The sequence below is a fragment of the Vibrio sp. 10N.286.55.E10 genome, assembly GCF_002872555.1.
In the GTDB taxonomy this organism is placed as follows: Bacteria; Pseudomonadota; Gammaproteobacteria; order Enterobacterales; family Vibrionaceae; genus Vibrio; species Vibrio crassostreae.
On record NZ_MCSD01000059.1, the window covers coordinates 13,870 to 28,786 of the forward strand.

A 14,917-nucleotide genomic window follows, 5' to 3' on the forward strand; every position below is an offset into this window, starting at 1 on the left:
CGGTTTATCTCAATGTGTATCAACGGCTTTTAGTTGTTTGGCTAGCGCATCTCGTGATCTTTACTGTACCTTGGTTTCAGCGCGTCAGAGCAAGGTCGATTATGATCAATAAACTGAAGTCATTATTATTTTGGGTTAAATCGGGCTCTCCGTGGATATGGCTAACGGGTGGGGCGGTGAGCATCAGTATGCTTTCTGTTCTTGGCCTGATGCTGCTGATTGGTTGGAAGGGCTTGACCTATTTTTGGCCAGCACCTTTGTACCAATGGCAAGTTGATTCCAAAGACTTATCGTTAGTAGTTGACCTTGACGAAACCGTATCGAAACAAGATTTATTGATTGGTCAGTTATATGAACGCAAGTACATCCCGATAGAGCAAGTTCCACAAGTCCATGACCTTTTGTCACCTCAAAATTTGTCGACAGGGCTAATACAGCGCTTAAGCATCAAAGTCGCCAATAGAGAACTGTACCCTGCGGACTTTGTTTCCATTCTGGATGTTAACTTACGTGAACCAACCACTCCACTTGATTGGATTGTGATTGAACGAAGTCGAGGTGGCTATTTCTTTGGTAAGCCAGTGGGTTTTAAAACCGCTTCTGGCACATTTGATTCGAACATAGACCAAAAGCTCGAACAAGGTTTAGCGTTTGCTGATACGTTACGTAAAGAAACGTCGCGTGTTGTGAACCAAGAAATTCGCAATATAAGCTGGCAATTGGAAAACTTGCGTTTAGAAAAGCGTAAGCTTGAACTCAATGAATCAGTGAGCGATGAATATCTTAAAACCTATACTCAAACTAAACTGGAATTAAACCGCCAATTAGGTGAGGCTGAAGTAAAGCTTGAGCACTTGAGAACGCAGCTTAATGTAGAAAGCTTGCTCGTTGAGGATATGACAGGAGAACAGGTCGAAATTTCGCTCAGCCATATTCTGGATTATTGGTACCCGAATAATATGTCCTACCTTGAAAAGGTTGGGCATTGGGGCAAACAAGTTTGGAAGTTCTTGTCAGAGAACCCACGAGACTCAAACTCTGAAGGTGGCGTATTCCCAGCCATTTTCGGTACAGTGTTGTTGGTTATTCTCATGTCGATCGTAGTGATGCCTCTTGGTGTAGTTGCTGCGATATATCTTCATGAATATGCAAAAAACAACGCACTAACACGTTTGATTCGGATTGCCGTGATTAACTTAGCGGGTGTACCGTCGATTGTGTATGGCGTTTTTGGCTTAGGCTTCTTCGTCTATACCATTGGTGGCTCGATTGATACGTTGTTTTATGCAGAGCGATTGCCAGCACCGACATTTGGTACGCCGGGTCTACTTTGGTCAGCACTAACCTTAGCTGTCTTGACGCTTCCAGTCGTTATCGTAACCACTGAAGAGGGCTTAACGCGTATCCCTAGCTCCGTGAGGCATGGTTCATTAGCGCTTGGTGCTACTCAATTTGAGACGCTTTGGCGCATTGTTTTACCGATGGCAAGCCCTGCGATTATCACTGGTTTAATTTTGGCCATCGCGAGAGCCGCGGGGGAAGTTGCTCCACTCATGTTGGTGGGTGTTGTTAAGCTAGCATCCAGCTTGCCAGTCGATGGTCAGTTCCCGTATCTACATTTAGACAGAAAGTTCATGCATTTAGGCTTTCATATTTATGATGTTGGGTTTCAAACCTCGAATATCGAAGCGGCACGACCTTTAGTGTATGCCACTTCATTTTTATTGGTTACGGTGATTGTTGGATTAAATTTAACGGCCATCAATATCCGAAATAACTTGCGTGAAAAATACCGAACCTTAGGACAAGATTAGATGTTCTCGATTAATGAAACCTTGGGTTACCAAGCACCACTAGATGTTCATAACCTGAAGGATGAGCAAGTTGCTATCTCAATTGAAGGGCTGAATCTTTATTATAAAGAGAGTCAAGCACTCGATGATATTTCAATGCAAATTCCGAAGGGGCAAGTGACGGCTTTTATCGGCCCATCAGGGTGCGGTAAGTCGACGCTGCTGCGCTGTATTAATCGCATGAATGATCTTGTTGAGGGCTGCAAGGTTTCCGGGAAAGTGAAGCTTCATGGCAAGAACGTCTATCACCCTAAGGTAGATGTCGCGACCTTGCGACGTCGTGTTGGCATGGTATTCCAGCGCCCGAACCCTTTTCCTAAATCTATCTATGAGAATGTGGTTTATGGTTTGAGACTACAAGGTGTCAGCAATAGTCGAGACCTGGATGATGCGGTTGAGCGATCTCTGCGTGCTGCTGCACTATGGGATGAAGTGAAAGACCGACTGCATGAAAACGCATTTGGTTTATCGGGTGGTCAACAGCAGCGTTTGGTGATTGCACGTGCGGTCGCGATTGAGCCTGAAGTACTATTGTTGGATGAACCGACATCGGCACTGGATCCTATTTCTACTTTGACGATTGAAGAGCTGATTAACGATCTCAAAACACAATACACCGTGGTGATTGTTACTCATAACATGCAGCAAGCGGCGCGCGTGAGTGACCATACTGCTTTTATTCATATGGGAAAATTGATCGAGTACTCAGATACGGACTCAATTTTTACTTCTCCATTGAAAAATCAGACGGAAGACTACATTACTGGTAGATATGGCTAACCTCTATAGAGGCGTCATTTAGAGCTAAGTCACTCTATAAAAATGGCTTTCTTCATTTCTTTCAAGGAGCAGGTATGCATTTCGGTCGCCACATTTCAGGGCAATTCAATGTCGAGTTAGAGTCGATCCGTACTCATGTATTGACCATGGGCGGGTTAGTGGAGCAGCAACTTTCGTTTGCAATGCAGGCGCTTCATAAAGACGATGTTGAATTGGCTAAAAAAGTGATTCGTGACGACCATAAAGTGAATGCGATGGAAGTGTCGATTGACGAAGCGTGTACCCGAATTATTGCAAAGCGTCAGCCTACAGCGAAAGATCTGCGTTTGATTATGGCGATCATCAAAACGATTACCGATCTGGAACGTATTGGTGATGTAGCCTCTAAAATTGCTCAAGGCGCGATAGAGATCCCTTCGACCAAAGAGCAAAAATTCCATGTTTCGTTAGAGCCGCTATGCCGACAAGCAATCACCATGCTTCACCAAGTATTAGATGCTTTTGCTCGTATGGATGTTGATGCGGCAGCTGAAGTTCATAAGCTTGATGATAAGTTGGATGCGGAATACGAGGCGGTTATTCGTCAGTTAATGACGTATATGATGGAAGATCCTAAGAACATTCCTAATATTTTGCAGGTGATGTGGTCAGCGCGTGCGATTGAGCGAGTGGGAGACCGTTGCCAAAACATCTGCGAATACATTATTTACTTTGTGAAGGGTAAAGATGTACGTCACCTAGGCGATCAAAGCCTTGATGACGCATTGAAGTAGGGGACATCTTAAAAGCTAAGGATTGCACCAAGATTAAAATTGATCGTCGTGTCGTAAGGTACAAAGGTTTTATTGTGATCAAAAATATTCATATCAACACCAGCACGTAACCCAAGCATTGGTGTCGCTTGGTAAACATAGGCACCGCCTAGGCTTAACCCATGTGATGTTTTCTCTTCTACTTCGCCTGAGCGCGTTTTTGTACCGTCATAGCTTGCCACACCAATTTCAGCCTGAAAGCCGTGGGTTTGATTTCTTCCAAACATATTTTGGATACCAATACGATATGCATCGACAGTTTCATCATATCGATCGCTGTCATACCAAAGGTGAGAATAACTTAGGTAAACAGCGCCTAAATTTGCCACATCAGTAATACCCGCCTGTAATCCGAAGCCATGATAAGAACCAATTTTTAGTTCAGGGGATAAATGAAGACCACTTGAAAATGCAGAGGTTGAGAATAAAGCCGAAGTGAGAAGAAGTGTTTTTAGTTTCATGGTACCACCGAAGTAATTTTTGCTCTCCTTAGCATTAGGTCGATCCATGAATGAACCCAGAGAATTAACTGGATAACGGAAATCATTATATGGACTTTGAAAGAGCAGGCTAATTCGCATTGGTTATCTCTGTAATAACGTGTACTTATCAGTGGTTGTTTTCGTTATTTAGCGAATGCTTTGTCTTACGTAGCCTTACAAAACGAGTTTGATAGATAAGCGCCTACTTAACCTTATGTTATTTAATGTATTTGTTCCGATATGATGATGATAATGTCGATGTGGATCATTAGTGTTTACTATATTCCGATCAATCTTTAATTTATTCTCCTGATGAATTTATCCTCCACATTTATTTTTCAGGTAGATATCAGTATGAAAAAGTTTCTTTTAGTTTTAACTCCCCTTTTCACGTTAACAGCGTGCGGCAGCGTTGCCATCATGGACAAATCAGAAGTGGTTAGTAAGCAACCGCAACTTATTATTAAAACAGATGGTGACTTCTGGGGATTGGGACAAGAAGGAACGTTTGATATTGCAGGTATGTATCAAGGCAAATACAGTCGAAACTCATCAAGCTCAACATGGTTTGATACTGTCTCTTTTAAAGACGGAGAGCTTGCTGCTGAGATCACTAGAAACGACAATGGTCAGGTGTGGAACTTAATTTGTTCTGGCGGTGGGACTTCAGTTAACTATATGGGTGTTGATTTCGGTGGCAATAAGCCTTATCGCTGCTCTGTAACCCAAAGGAATGAGAAAGTAGGAGAGTTCGTCTTAGAGCCTCAATCTGGGATGATTAAAGTTAGTTTAGAGAAGAAAGAAGCTGGCTACATACGAGTTGGGTCGAATAAATATGATGTCGAAACTGTCCACTCAAGCAAAGACCTTTTGATGTCAGTTGAAAAACCTTTAGGGTATAGCTTTAAACAAGCTTCACAAGAGGCAGCAGCGGCTCAGACGAATGGAATGCTAACTTTACAGATGATGCCTGAACTTAATGATGATGAGAAAGATACGTTAGTTATTGGTACTATCGCGAGTGCATTGAGTTGGCGTCCAGAAGATTAGAAAAGCGATGGTATTAATTATTTTGCTCACAATAAGAAATAATTGTGAGCAAATAGCGTACCTGATTACGAGAGAGGTTAGAACTTGTAGCCCACGGTTAAAGATAACTGGTCGATATCGTAATCATCCATCATGATGAAATTGAAACGCAGGTCAGTGTATAGGCCGAAATCAAAGTTTGCTCTAACTCCGGTGCCTAGCAATAGAGAAGTATTGTTGTCTTTGATACTTGCACTACCGTCAGGCGTATTTAACGTGATCTTTTCCTCTACACGAGTAAAACCAATAGCACCGTATGGCTTTACATCAAAGCCATTGAGGAAGAATGCATAGCCGATGTCTGTGTCTATTTTGAAGGTTGAAACTTTAGTCTCATATCCATAGCCTTCAAAATTTTCATCTTCTTTACTCGTATCTGATGAGATATTCACACCAAAGATTCGGTTAATGTCATAACCATATTCGAGCTTTAACCCATTACCTAAATCGCTTCGAGAGAAATTTGAATCTAGATGATCGACTTCACTAGAAACAATACCGAAACCAATACGATGTCCAGAATAGTCTTTCTGAGCATAAGCTGATGAAGCAGAAATGATTGCGATAACGGTTAGTGCTGTAGTTAGTAATTTCATATAAATAACGCTCTTAATGTTTAATTATTGCATCCTTATATTTGATTGACTCCCTGTCGATGGAGTGAATATTAAACAGTGTTATATTTTTAAGCTAAATAGGTTCTCGTATATCTGTAATAAGCATTACTTATTAATCTGTTGTAGTAGTGCAGCTTTGATTACATCGAAAAGCCAGGATATGAGAGGGTTATTACGATTTTTAGTATGTATATGACTGTAAACGCTGACATTCTTATGTTTAGTATCAAGATCTACATCTATAGCTCGCAGCGTTGGGTAGTTATCTATGGGGAATAGGTTGGAATGTGGCATGTACATATCGGAGTTCGCTACGACATCGATGATTGCCATCAAAATCTCGGAACGAAAGCCAATACTGTGTGGAATTGAACGTGACTCTAATATGTTGGCTGCATGGCTAAAATTGTCGTTCCAACCAGGAGATATCATTGATGCTATTTCATAACCTGCTAATTCTTCGGGACTGACTGAAGCTTGTTTAATTGGGTGATCTTTTCTTACAAATAATCGGCCTGTAATCTCAACCAGTTTTTTTACATAGATCTCTTTTGATGTAAAAGGTAGCTCGTAAGCAACCCCTAGCAGAACCTCTCCTTTCTGTATATCTTCACAAGATGAAGTAGACCAGCTTACTAGCTCGAGTTTCGAGTTTGGCGCTTGGCTCATGAGTTCTTTGTATAAGGTGCCGGATAAGCAAGCGAGTACCACAGGAGATAGCGCAATCTTTATAGGGTAGTCAATGTCGTTTGGATCAAATTTATTGGATGCATTCACTGCCGTCATCAAGCCATCCAAGTGAGGTGTTATCTCATTGATGAGTTGCTCACTGAACGAGGTAGCTTGCAATCCACCATGAACTTTGACGAAAAGGTCATCGTTGAAGTGGTGTCTTAGCTTTTGTAGGGCTTGGCTAACCGCCGGCTGAGAAACGAATAAACGCTCAGCTGCCTTTCTGGTATTTTTTTCTTGGTAAACAATCAAAAAGGTGCGTAATAGGTTTAAATCAAGAGAGCTGAACAGATCCTTAGCCATAACATTCCATGAGTCGCTATATTCATTCTACTAATATACGTGACTTCCAAGCTTTTACTAGCCATGTTGTGTTTGTGTTCAGTCAGCTCTCGGTGTTCGTCTATTTGTGAAGGGATGTAATCAGAGCTTGAATCTTTGCCGTGCTCGTTACTGGGATTGAGTAGTCGTCTATGTCATCGTGCCCCATTTGAGCTTGAGAGGCTTGCGTCATAAGGCTCGGTCTTGTCGACTTACCAGACAAATGCAGCGCTTCAACGCCAGTGTGCTTGAGGATATCTCGGCCATTGTTAGCGGTAACTCCCGCCCCAGCCATAATGTCTAAGCGGCCTTGAGTAAGCTCAACCATCTCCTTCAGAATATCTTTTCCTTGTTCTGCGTTACTTGCTAAGCCTGAAGTTAAAACACGTTCACAACCAAGCTCGATAATCTGTTCTAGTGCTTTTGGGTAATCATTAAGTTGGTCGATAGCACGGTGAAAGGTCACGCCAAGCTTTAGCTGGTGGGCTTTTGAGGTGAGTGCTTTCATCGCGACCATTTCTATTTCACCTTGAGCGGAAAGTACACCCAATACCACGCCATGTAAACCAGCGTCGGCAGCGGCTTGGATATCATCAAGCATGCACATCATATCGTCATTATCGAAGATGAAGTCACCTTGTCTAGGGCGAATCATGGCATACACGGGAACTGATGATATGCGAGCGGCTTGCTTCATTATTCCGAAGCTCGGGGTTAACCCACCCAGTGCTAGTGAAGAGCAGAGCTCAATACGATTAGCTCCGCCAGCTAGGGCATTGTGTAGGGATTCTAGGTTATCGATACAAACTTCAATTTCGATGTTCATGCTATTTTACTCGTTCAAATTGAGACTAAGGAAATCATAGCAATCTTGGGATGATTCTGAATAGGTAGGGGCAGAGGAAAATAGAGGTAAAGTTTGGCTTTGCGGTTACCCCTATTCATAGCGGATATGAGCGAGGAATAAATCATTATTGAAGGGGTAGATGCAAAAAGCCCGAAGCGTTAACTTCGGGCTTTTAATAGGACTTTACTTCTTAACTGATTGGCGGTGCGCTTTGCGCTATTAGCTTATGCTTTATGTCTCTTTATAGAGAATCTTCCAACCATTAACCCGCGTTGAGTTCGGGCTTAAGAGGTAATTACTTGCTTAGGTCGTCAGCGTGCTCAGATAGGAATGCTGCAACACCTTGTGGAGATGCGTCCATACCTGATTTACCTTCTTCCCATTGTGCAGGACAAACTTCACCGTTCTTCTCGTGGAAGTTTAGTGCGTCTACCATGCGTAGCATTTCGTCGATGTTACGACCTAGTGGAAGGTCGTTAACTACTTGATGACGTACAAGACCGTCAGCATCGATTAGGAAAGAACCACGGAAAGCAACGCCTGCTTCTGGGTGCTCAACATCGTATGCTTTGCAGATCTCGTGCTTAACGTCAGCAACTAGAGGGTATTTAACTTGACCGATACCGCCATCAGCGATAGCAGTGTTACGCCATGCGTTGTGAGAGAATTGAGAATCGATAGAAACACCGATTACTTCAACGCCTTTAGCTTGGAAATCTTCAAGACGGTTGTCGAAAGCGATTAGCTCTGAAGGACAAACGAAAGTGAAGTCTAGTGGGTAGAAGAAAACTACAGCTTTCTTACCTTTAGTGAATTCTGCGAAGTTGAAGTTATCAACGATCTCACCGTTACCTAGAACAGCTGCTGCAGTAAAGTCAGGGGCTTGACGACCTACTAGTACCATTTGGGAATCTCCTAAAAAATTAGTTGGCCCAACACATCTTTGTTTGGGCTCCGTTTCTACGCGACAAACTATAGTACAATCGGTACTATAGAAAAAAGCGAATTAAATAGATTAAGTTAATCGAAAAAAGCGATAAGCTTATTCTTTATCCTGTTCTTAGGTCTCATGACCTTTACGTAACTTATCCTACTCATATTACAAAGTAATTTCATGAATAAATGGCCAAGTCTTAAGCAACTTCACTATCTTGTTACTCTTCACGAAACTCGTCACTTCAGTGATGCCGCTGATCGCTGCTTCGTGAGTCAATCTACGCTCAGTAAAGGCATTCAAAACCTAGAAGAGCTAATTGGTTGCCCTCTTTATGAAAAGAAGGATAAGAAGAGCCCATTGGTTTTTACTCAAGCGGGTGAGCTGGTGGTCAAGCATGGACGAGATCTACTGGCGAAGGGGCAAGACCTTGTCGAGCTTGGAAACCTATGTAACGGGGATGCGATGCAAGGTCAGCTGCGAGTCGGGTGTATTCCTACCATTGCACCATTCCTTTTGTGCGATTTGGTACAAGAAGCTAACCAACGCTTTCCTCAGCTAAATTTACTGTTACGTGAAGATACGACAACTAACTTATTGGCTGCATTACGTCATGGTGAGTTAGATGTGTTGATTCTGGCTTTGCCTGTCGATATCGATAACATGGAGAGTAAAGTTGTTGGGCAAGATCCGTTCAGAATGGTGATCAGTCGTAATCAAGCAGATGGTATTCGGGTTCCGATTAAATACGATGACCTGCCAGACGAGTCTGTATTTTTGCTGGAGAACGAACACTGCTTAACCGAGCACGCGGTATCAGCTTGTAAGTTAACCGACAAAGAGAAGATAAACCCATTTACCGCTACAAGCCTACACACATTGGTGCAAATGGTGGCCAATGGTTTAGGAACCACCTTTATTCCGCAAATGGCGATCGATCATGGCTTGCTTGAAAACCAAAACCTAGTGGTTATTGATCCTCCTGGTCAGCATGCGTACCGAGATATAGGCCTGGTTTGGCGACCAAGCTCATCACGTCGCGAAACCTTCCATCAACTTGCTGATGTGGTTTCTGAGTTACTTTAAGAGACATCATTTATCAGCGTATTTAATTTATATCTTTGAGCGGCTATTAAAGCCGCTCTTTTATTTATTGATACTGTTAAATAAATTTATTATTAGTTAAATCTAATGAAGCATAAAATAATAAATGGTTATTTTCTTCTAATTGTTATTCTTTTTATCATTCCATCTATTGATAACTGTGATCGAAATTAAGTTAATGATAATTGGGTTTTATAAAAGTTGATATTGCATTCCCTGTGTGGATAGTGAACCCGACTAATGATAAAAAATATTATTGTTAGCTAGGTAAAGTAAATGACCATTATGTTATTTACTTAATGATCAAAAATAAAATTAAAAGAATAATTATGATTGATACTAAACAGCGTTTGGTAGGGCTTTTTACGCCCTTATTACTATTATCAGGAGTTGCTAACGCTTCAGATGATAAAAATGAAAACTCTATATTTGATGAGAATAATCTAAGGCAGAGTTGTTATCAGGAGTTTATTGAAGGTGAACGCTGTTGGTCGAGCGTACCTCAATTTTCTACAACATATACGACTATCGAACAAGCGTTATCTAAATTATATCCTCAGTATGCAAAAGATACTGAAGCTAAAGATTTAACAGCTTTTCGTTATTTGGAGCGTATGTTTACTCTCGACCCAAAAACAGGAAATATTATCGTTGCAATATCTGAAAGCGGAGAAGGATGGCCCTTCGACTCTTTATGGGGTAATGCAGAAAAACGTCAAGCTGCTGGTGCCATTAAAACGATTGAAAAACTCGTTATCGAAACTTCTGATTTGGTGGGCTTAAAAGCGGTACTTTTTGATATTTATTATGATCGCGCTACAGCAGATTTTATTTTGGCGAATCGTGCAACTGACCAAGCTAGAATATTATGGGTAGATCGAGCAAGCACAGCCGCAGTGGAAAAGTACCGTCAACAGTCTTTAGATATTCTATTAAGCGCTTTTGATGATTATTGGAGATTGATCGAAAAGTACCCTCAATCATTTGCTAGTGCGCAGCCATTTCGTGATGTGAAAAGTGCTCGATACCTAAATGAAAAAGGACAGTCATTACCTGTATACCAAGAAGACCGTTTAATTACAGGTTATAAAGATGCTTTATTAGCTTATCAGTTTATGAATGAGTTATTAGCTCAGCAGTTACAAATTAGTAAATTAAAGTCGGTATCGGCGAGTTCTGTAGAGCAAAAATCTAAGCTTGCATATGATGCTAGTTCACTGCTTGAGCGAGTTATTTCAAAAGAGACGCAGTTACGTCGTTTGTTAGGCGATGATTCCTATACCCATATAATATTGTCGTCTGAGCTAGATAAATTTAAAGGTAACGTTGTTGAATTGAAATCTGTAGCCAACTGGCTCGAAGGTGGAGCTAACTATTTAGGGCTGCCAGATGATTTCGTTTTGTTGATGCCAGATTATGACTCTGAAGATAGTATTGGGAGCAGTTCAACTGAGGTTATAGGGAAAGTATTAGATGAAATGACGCTCTCTCTTGAGAGTTCACTGAATTTTGCTCAAAAAAAACACCTTGATTACCGTTATCAGTTGGGCGTCTTTACACGAAATTTTGAGCAAGAAAATCAACGCTCAAAAGAGAGGTTATCAACTCTTCTAGGTTGCCCTTCTTCATTGATTGTTAACTCCTGTAAAGAGCAGACTAAGAGTCAACGTAGAGGCAGCTTAATCGGCTATCAGTTGAAAAACATTCAAGCTGCAAAGCGCGAAGTTGAACGAGCTTATAGAGTCCATAGTGAGGTATTAAACAACATAGCACTAGAAGTGGCACGTCTTGAGCTGGTGCAGCAAACTAGTAATTTGGTCGATAAGATCACGGTTAAATTAGGTCTTAATGAATTTAAGCTCCAAAGCCTAATTGATGAAAGTCGAACTTCGACTTTCGATATGAACACATTGCTGCTGTCTGAAGAAGTACAACACTCTCTTGATATACTAAATCGTTTCTTGAATGATACCGGCTCTACCGATTTATCATCGACATTTACTGCTGTCGAGAACTTACAAGGTGCATTGAAGGGAAGTTCTCTTAAGGCTGACTTATATACACAGAAGTTGGCTTTGCTTGAGCGTGCAACAATAAAAGGTTTACAGGTAGAGACATCAGATGTTTTTGCTAAGGGGCGAATTCAACAACTAACCTTAGAATTGGCAACGGCTAGAGCTGATATGGCTAAGTCACTTTCTAATTTAAGTGATGATGCTGGTAGGTTACTTGCTTTAAATGCTGAAGCTTTGCGTTTGGTCGCGGAAACCGACCAAAATGAGTATCTGGCTTCAGAGCGCTCGTACGCTAATCCACTATCTTTCAGCACATTGACTGTTGAAACGTATCAAGCAGAATTAGAGTTTTCTGAACTTCAAGAGTGGCTGTTTTATGCTGTACAAGCTTTTGAGCATAGTAGACAAGTGTTGTTCAATGACCGTAATGCAGAGCTAGATAAAGGCGATGTATTCAAAGTCTCAAACATTCAGCAATCTATCGAATACCTCAATGCTTTGGAAAGTTTCTATGGCGGATGGTATACATCAAATGGTCATCAAACCGTGGATATTATTTCTCTCAAGAGGGATATCTTTGGTTACGTTGATAACTATAACGGGAGAACTATCCTTTACCCAGACCCAAATGGTAGTGGTGAAATGTTGAATGCTGATGAAGCATTTAATGCCAAGCTTAAGTTATTATCTCGCGATTTAGTTTCTGGTGAATGGCTAACGGTAGAGTTCAGTACCGTGAAAAACTTTCCATCCTCAGTCCTTTTTCAAGGTCCGATTGTGGGTAGTGATGATGACGTTATGTGCTTAAGTGCTGCCGGTACATATTCTGATAAAATTGGTGGTGTTGCTATTGATCTCGCGCTGAATTACGACATATCTGGCGAGGCGACAACTAAAGCATATCTTACTTACGGCGGGAATAGTTACATGCGTAGTAGCACTCCAGGAGTATTAGTAGGTGATGGCGAGGGGCTTCAAGGTGGTTTGAACTCTTATTCCACTCGTTTTGCTGATATTTCCCGTGATAGCGTTGTATCTAATGGTAGTTTTAGACAGCGTATGACCGCTAACTTAACGGCAGGTTATCATGACAATAGAGAGTTACTTAATCCAACCTATTCATTTAAAGAGAGAAGTGTAGCTGCTTCTGGTTGGAGATTGTCTCTGCAATTAGGTGATGAATATGGCGATATTGTTGAGACGGAAGCGATTGATGATATTCAGCTAGTTATTCAGCATCAATTCAGAACTCGACAAACTAACCTTTGCAGTGATGCTACCCCTCTGTAACAACAGAAACAGTAAATCTGATTCTAATAGAGCCTCATGATGTCATGAGGCTCTTTTTATTGTTGCCTCAATCTACTTCAGCTTCTTCTGGCTCGACTTCTTCTTGCAGTTCAAGCAAGTTAATCGCGATGGTGACGAAGTCACTGTCGGTGATAATGCCTACTAGTTCGTGGTTTTCTACGACAGGTAAACAGCCCACTTTATGTTTCTGCATATAGATAGCCGATTCTTTTAATCCTGCACGTGGCTCTGCTGACATAACACTTTTGTGCATGATGTCGTTGAGGGGAGTAGCAAGAGTAAAAGATTGAGCTTGTGGGATGTTTTGTAGGCTGGATTCTTGAGCGGCTAGAACGTCTCGTTGTGTGACAACACCGAGTAGCTTTCTATCGGAATCAACGACCGGAATATGGCGGATATCAAGCGCTTCCATCATGTGCTTAGCATCGGCCAGTGAGTGTGAGCGCAATAGGGTATGAGGGTTGCGAGTCATCATATCTTCAACCTTGATCATACGAACCTCCTTCTTTTTTATTTTGTTGCTATTACTATAGTTTTTTATCCTAAAAATAACTGAGATCTGACGCATTTTTGGGTGAGTTTTATGCAACTAATTCTTTAGTTTAAGGAGGTGAGTTAGTAGCATTATTTTACGCCTCTTTACAATAATCCATTGCTGTAAACCTTGCTATTGCGGCTCGTGTGCCTATACTAGCCCACTGCGAAATTTTTAGTCGTGTTTGCGATGTGTTTCCGGTAATGATTGACTTACCGTAACCATTGTTCAGCAACTACGATTGATGATTCGTCAACGGCACAAATCTCATCAACTAAGACAAGACTAGACACATGCAAGTTTCAGATTTTCACTTTGACCTACCAGATGAACTCATTGCTCGCTACCCTCAAGAGGAGCGTACAGCAAGCCGCCTGCTTAAATTAGATGGCAACAGCGGTAACCTAGCTGATGGTTCGTTTAAAGACGTTTTAGACTTGGTTGAACCAGGCGATCTTGTTGTTTTCAATAACACTCGAGTGATTCCAGCTCGTGTATTTGGTCGCAAGGCATCAGGCGGTAAGCTTGAAGTGCTGGTTGAGCGTATGCTTGATGAGAAGAGTATTCTAGCGCATGTTCGTTGTTCTAAATCACCTAAGCCGGGCACTAAATTGTTCCTTGGTGAGAACGATGAGTATGAAGCTGAAATGGTGGCGCGACATGACGCGTTATTTGAAATCCATTTCACATCTGACCAAAGCGTTTTAGAGATTCTGAACAGTGTTGGTCATATGCCGCTACCTCCTTATATTGATCGTCCAGATGAAGACGCAGATAAAGAGCGTTACCAGACGGTCTATAATGAGAAGCCAGGTGCGGTTGCAGCTCCAACAGCGGGTCTTCATTTTGATGACAAGTTAATGGCTGACATGAAAGAGAAAGGTGTTGAGTTTGCTTACGTGACGCTTCACGTTGGCGCTGGCACATTCCAGCCAGTTAAAGTAGACAACATCAATGATCACCACATGCATGCGGAGTACGTTGAAGTCCCGCAAGAAGTGGTTGACGCCGTAGCTGCAGCAAAAGCTCGTGGCGGTCGTATTATTGCCGTTGGTACAACATCAGTACGCTCATTAGAAAGTGCAGCGCAAGATGCATTGAAAAAAGGTACTGAATTCGTTCCTTTCTTTGGTGATACAGAAATCTTCATCTTCCCTGGTTATGAATACCAGTTGGTGGATTGCTTGATTACCAATTTCCACTTACCAGAATCAACGCTGATTATGTTGGTGAGTGCATTTGCAGGTTACGACAATGTGATGGGCGCATACGATCACGCAGTGAAGAGCGAATATCGTTTCTTCAGCTACGGTGATGCCATGTTCATCAATAAGAAAACAAGCTAATTTAAGCTAGTTATAAACGATATACATAAGAATTTACGGGTGCTAGCAGTAAGCTAGGAGTCGGGCAGGGTGTCTGTCTAATCTCTCGCAAGGAATACGCGACCGCTCCTCATAGAGCTCACTGGACTGAACTTTTGTT

Annotated in this window: 13 protein-coding genes; 7 read left to right on the forward strand and 6 right to left on the reverse strand. The window is 41.8% G+C overall.

Features of this window, described 5'->3' with window-relative positions:
- Positions 1–104 precede the first annotated feature (104 nt).
- From pstA to phoU, 3 genes are all read left to right on the forward strand, one after another.
- Positions 105–1,814 carry a phosphate ABC transporter permease PstA gene (gene pstA, locus BCV39_RS20370; protein WP_080967680.1) on the forward strand — a complete coding sequence of 570 codons (1,710 nt, stop codon included), beginning with the start codon at positions 105–107 and terminating at the stop codon, positions 1,812–1,814.
- Positions 1,815–2,633, forward strand: a complete 819-nt coding sequence (gene pstB, locus BCV39_RS20375; protein ID WP_048663744.1) for a phosphate ABC transporter ATP-binding protein PstB — start codon at positions 1,815–1,817, stop codon at positions 2,631–2,633.
- 74 nt (positions 2,634–2,707) lie between these two features.
- Complete coding sequence (gene phoU / locus BCV39_RS20380; protein ID WP_009848270.1) at positions 2,708–3,406, forward strand: phosphate signaling complex protein PhoU; 699 nt, start codon at positions 2,708–2,710, stop codon at positions 3,404–3,406.
- Between the two features lie 8 nt (positions 3,407–3,414).
- Here the strand turns inward: phoU and BCV39_RS20385 are convergent, their stop codons facing one another.
- A complete protein-coding gene (locus tag BCV39_RS20385; RefSeq protein WP_102432995.1) occupies positions 3,415–3,906 on the reverse strand; it encodes a hypothetical protein in 492 nt (163 codons plus the stop codon).
- A gap of 375 nt (positions 3,907–4,281) precedes the next feature.
- On the opposite strand from BCV39_RS20385, the gene BCV39_RS20390 reads away from it, so the two are divergent.
- Positions 4,282–4,977 (forward strand): hypothetical protein, encoded by a 696-nt coding sequence (locus BCV39_RS20390; protein WP_102432990.1) that lies wholly within the window; start codon positions 4,282–4,284, stop codon positions 4,975–4,977.
- 77 nt (positions 4,978–5,054) lie between these two features.
- Here BCV39_RS20390 and BCV39_RS20395 read toward each other — a convergent pair whose 3' ends face one another.
- From BCV39_RS20395 to BCV39_RS20410, 4 genes are all read right to left on the reverse strand, one after another.
- Positions 5,055–5,612, reverse strand: coding sequence for a porin family protein (locus BCV39_RS20395; protein WP_102432991.1), 558 nt, complete (start codon positions 5,610–5,612; stop codon positions 5,055–5,057).
- A gap of 126 nt (positions 5,613–5,738) precedes the next feature.
- Positions 5,739–6,668 carry a LysR family transcriptional regulator gene (locus BCV39_RS20400; RefSeq protein ID WP_102432992.1) on the reverse strand — a complete coding sequence of 310 codons (930 nt, stop codon included), beginning with the start codon at positions 6,666–6,668 and terminating at the stop codon, positions 5,739–5,741.
- Between the two features lie 100 nt (positions 6,669–6,768).
- Complete coding sequence (locus BCV39_RS20405) at positions 6,769–7,512, reverse strand: copper homeostasis protein CutC (protein ID WP_102432993.1); 744 nt, start codon at positions 7,510–7,512, stop codon at positions 6,769–6,771.
- Between the two features lie 316 nt (positions 7,513–7,828).
- Positions 7,829–8,437 carry a peroxiredoxin C gene (locus BCV39_RS20410; protein ID WP_048658845.1) on the reverse strand — a complete coding sequence of 203 codons (609 nt, stop codon included), beginning with the start codon at positions 8,435–8,437 and terminating at the stop codon, positions 7,829–7,831.
- Positions 8,438–8,647: 210 nt separating this feature from the next.
- Between BCV39_RS20410 and BCV39_RS20415 the strand changes: the two genes are divergently transcribed.
- Together BCV39_RS20415 and BCV39_RS20420 are read left to right on the forward strand one after the other, a co-directional pair.
- Complete coding sequence (locus BCV39_RS20415) at positions 8,648–9,553, forward strand: hydrogen peroxide-inducible genes activator (protein ID WP_102432994.1); 906 nt, start codon at positions 8,648–8,650, stop codon at positions 9,551–9,553.
- A gap of 347 nt (positions 9,554–9,900) precedes the next feature.
- Positions 9,901–12,876 (forward strand): hypothetical protein, encoded by a 2,976-nt coding sequence (locus BCV39_RS20420; protein WP_102431868.1) that lies wholly within the window; start codon positions 9,901–9,903, stop codon positions 12,874–12,876.
- 67 nt (positions 12,877–12,943) lie between these two features.
- Here the strand turns inward: BCV39_RS20420 and BCV39_RS20425 are convergent, their stop codons facing one another.
- The gene (locus BCV39_RS20425; RefSeq protein ID WP_102431869.1) at positions 12,944–13,390 is read right to left on the reverse strand and encodes a CBS domain-containing protein; all 447 of its coding nucleotides are present in this window, start codon (positions 13,388–13,390) and stop codon (positions 12,944–12,946) included.
- A gap of 335 nt (positions 13,391–13,725) precedes the next feature.
- Between BCV39_RS20425 and queA the strand changes: the two genes are divergently transcribed.
- Positions 13,726–14,778: a tRNA preQ1(34) S-adenosylmethionine ribosyltransferase-isomerase QueA gene (gene queA, locus BCV39_RS20430; protein ID WP_102431870.1), complete on the forward strand. Its 1,053-nt coding sequence runs from the start codon at positions 13,726–13,728 to the stop codon at positions 14,776–14,778.
- Positions 14,779–14,917: the final 139 nt, after the last annotated feature.

Bases quoted from the DNA above. Each gene is read 5' to 3' on its own strand.
- pstB (WP_048663744.1), top strand. From the start codon at position 1,815: ATGTTCTCGATTAATGAAACCTTGGGTTACCAAGCACCACTAGATGTT.
- phoU (WP_009848270.1), top strand. From the start codon at position 2,708: ATGCATTTCGGTCGCCACATTTCAGGGCAATTCAATGTCGAGTTAGAG.
- BCV39_RS20385 (WP_102432995.1), bottom strand. From the start codon at position 3,906: ATGAAACTAAAAACACTTCTTCTCACTTCGGCTTTATTCTCAACCTCT.
- BCV39_RS20390 (WP_102432990.1), top strand. From the start codon at position 4,282: ATGAAAAAGTTTCTTTTAGTTTTAACTCCCCTTTTCACGTTAACAGCG.
- BCV39_RS20395 (WP_102432991.1), bottom strand. From the start codon at position 5,612: ATGAAATTACTAACTACAGCACTAACCGTTATCGCAATCATTTCTGCT.
- BCV39_RS20400 (WP_102432992.1), bottom strand. From the start codon at position 6,668: ATGGCTAAGGATCTGTTCAGCTCTCTTGATTTAAACCTATTACGCACC.
- BCV39_RS20405 (WP_102432993.1), bottom strand. From the start codon at position 7,512: ATGAACATCGAAATTGAAGTTTGTATCGATAACCTAGAATCCCTACAC.
- BCV39_RS20410 (WP_048658845.1), bottom strand. From the start codon at position 8,437: ATGGTACTAGTAGGTCGTCAAGCCCCTGACTTTACTGCAGCAGCTGTT.
- BCV39_RS20415 (WP_102432994.1), top strand. From the start codon at position 8,648: ATGAATAAATGGCCAAGTCTTAAGCAACTTCACTATCTTGTTACTCTT.
- BCV39_RS20420 (WP_102431868.1), top strand. From the start codon at position 9,901: ATGATTGATACTAAACAGCGTTTGGTAGGGCTTTTTACGCCCTTATTA.
- BCV39_RS20425 (WP_102431869.1), bottom strand. From the start codon at position 13,390: ATGATCAAGGTTGAAGATATGATGACTCGCAACCCTCATACCCTATTG.
- queA (WP_102431870.1), top strand. From the start codon at position 13,726: ATGCAAGTTTCAGATTTTCACTTTGACCTACCAGATGAACTCATTGCT.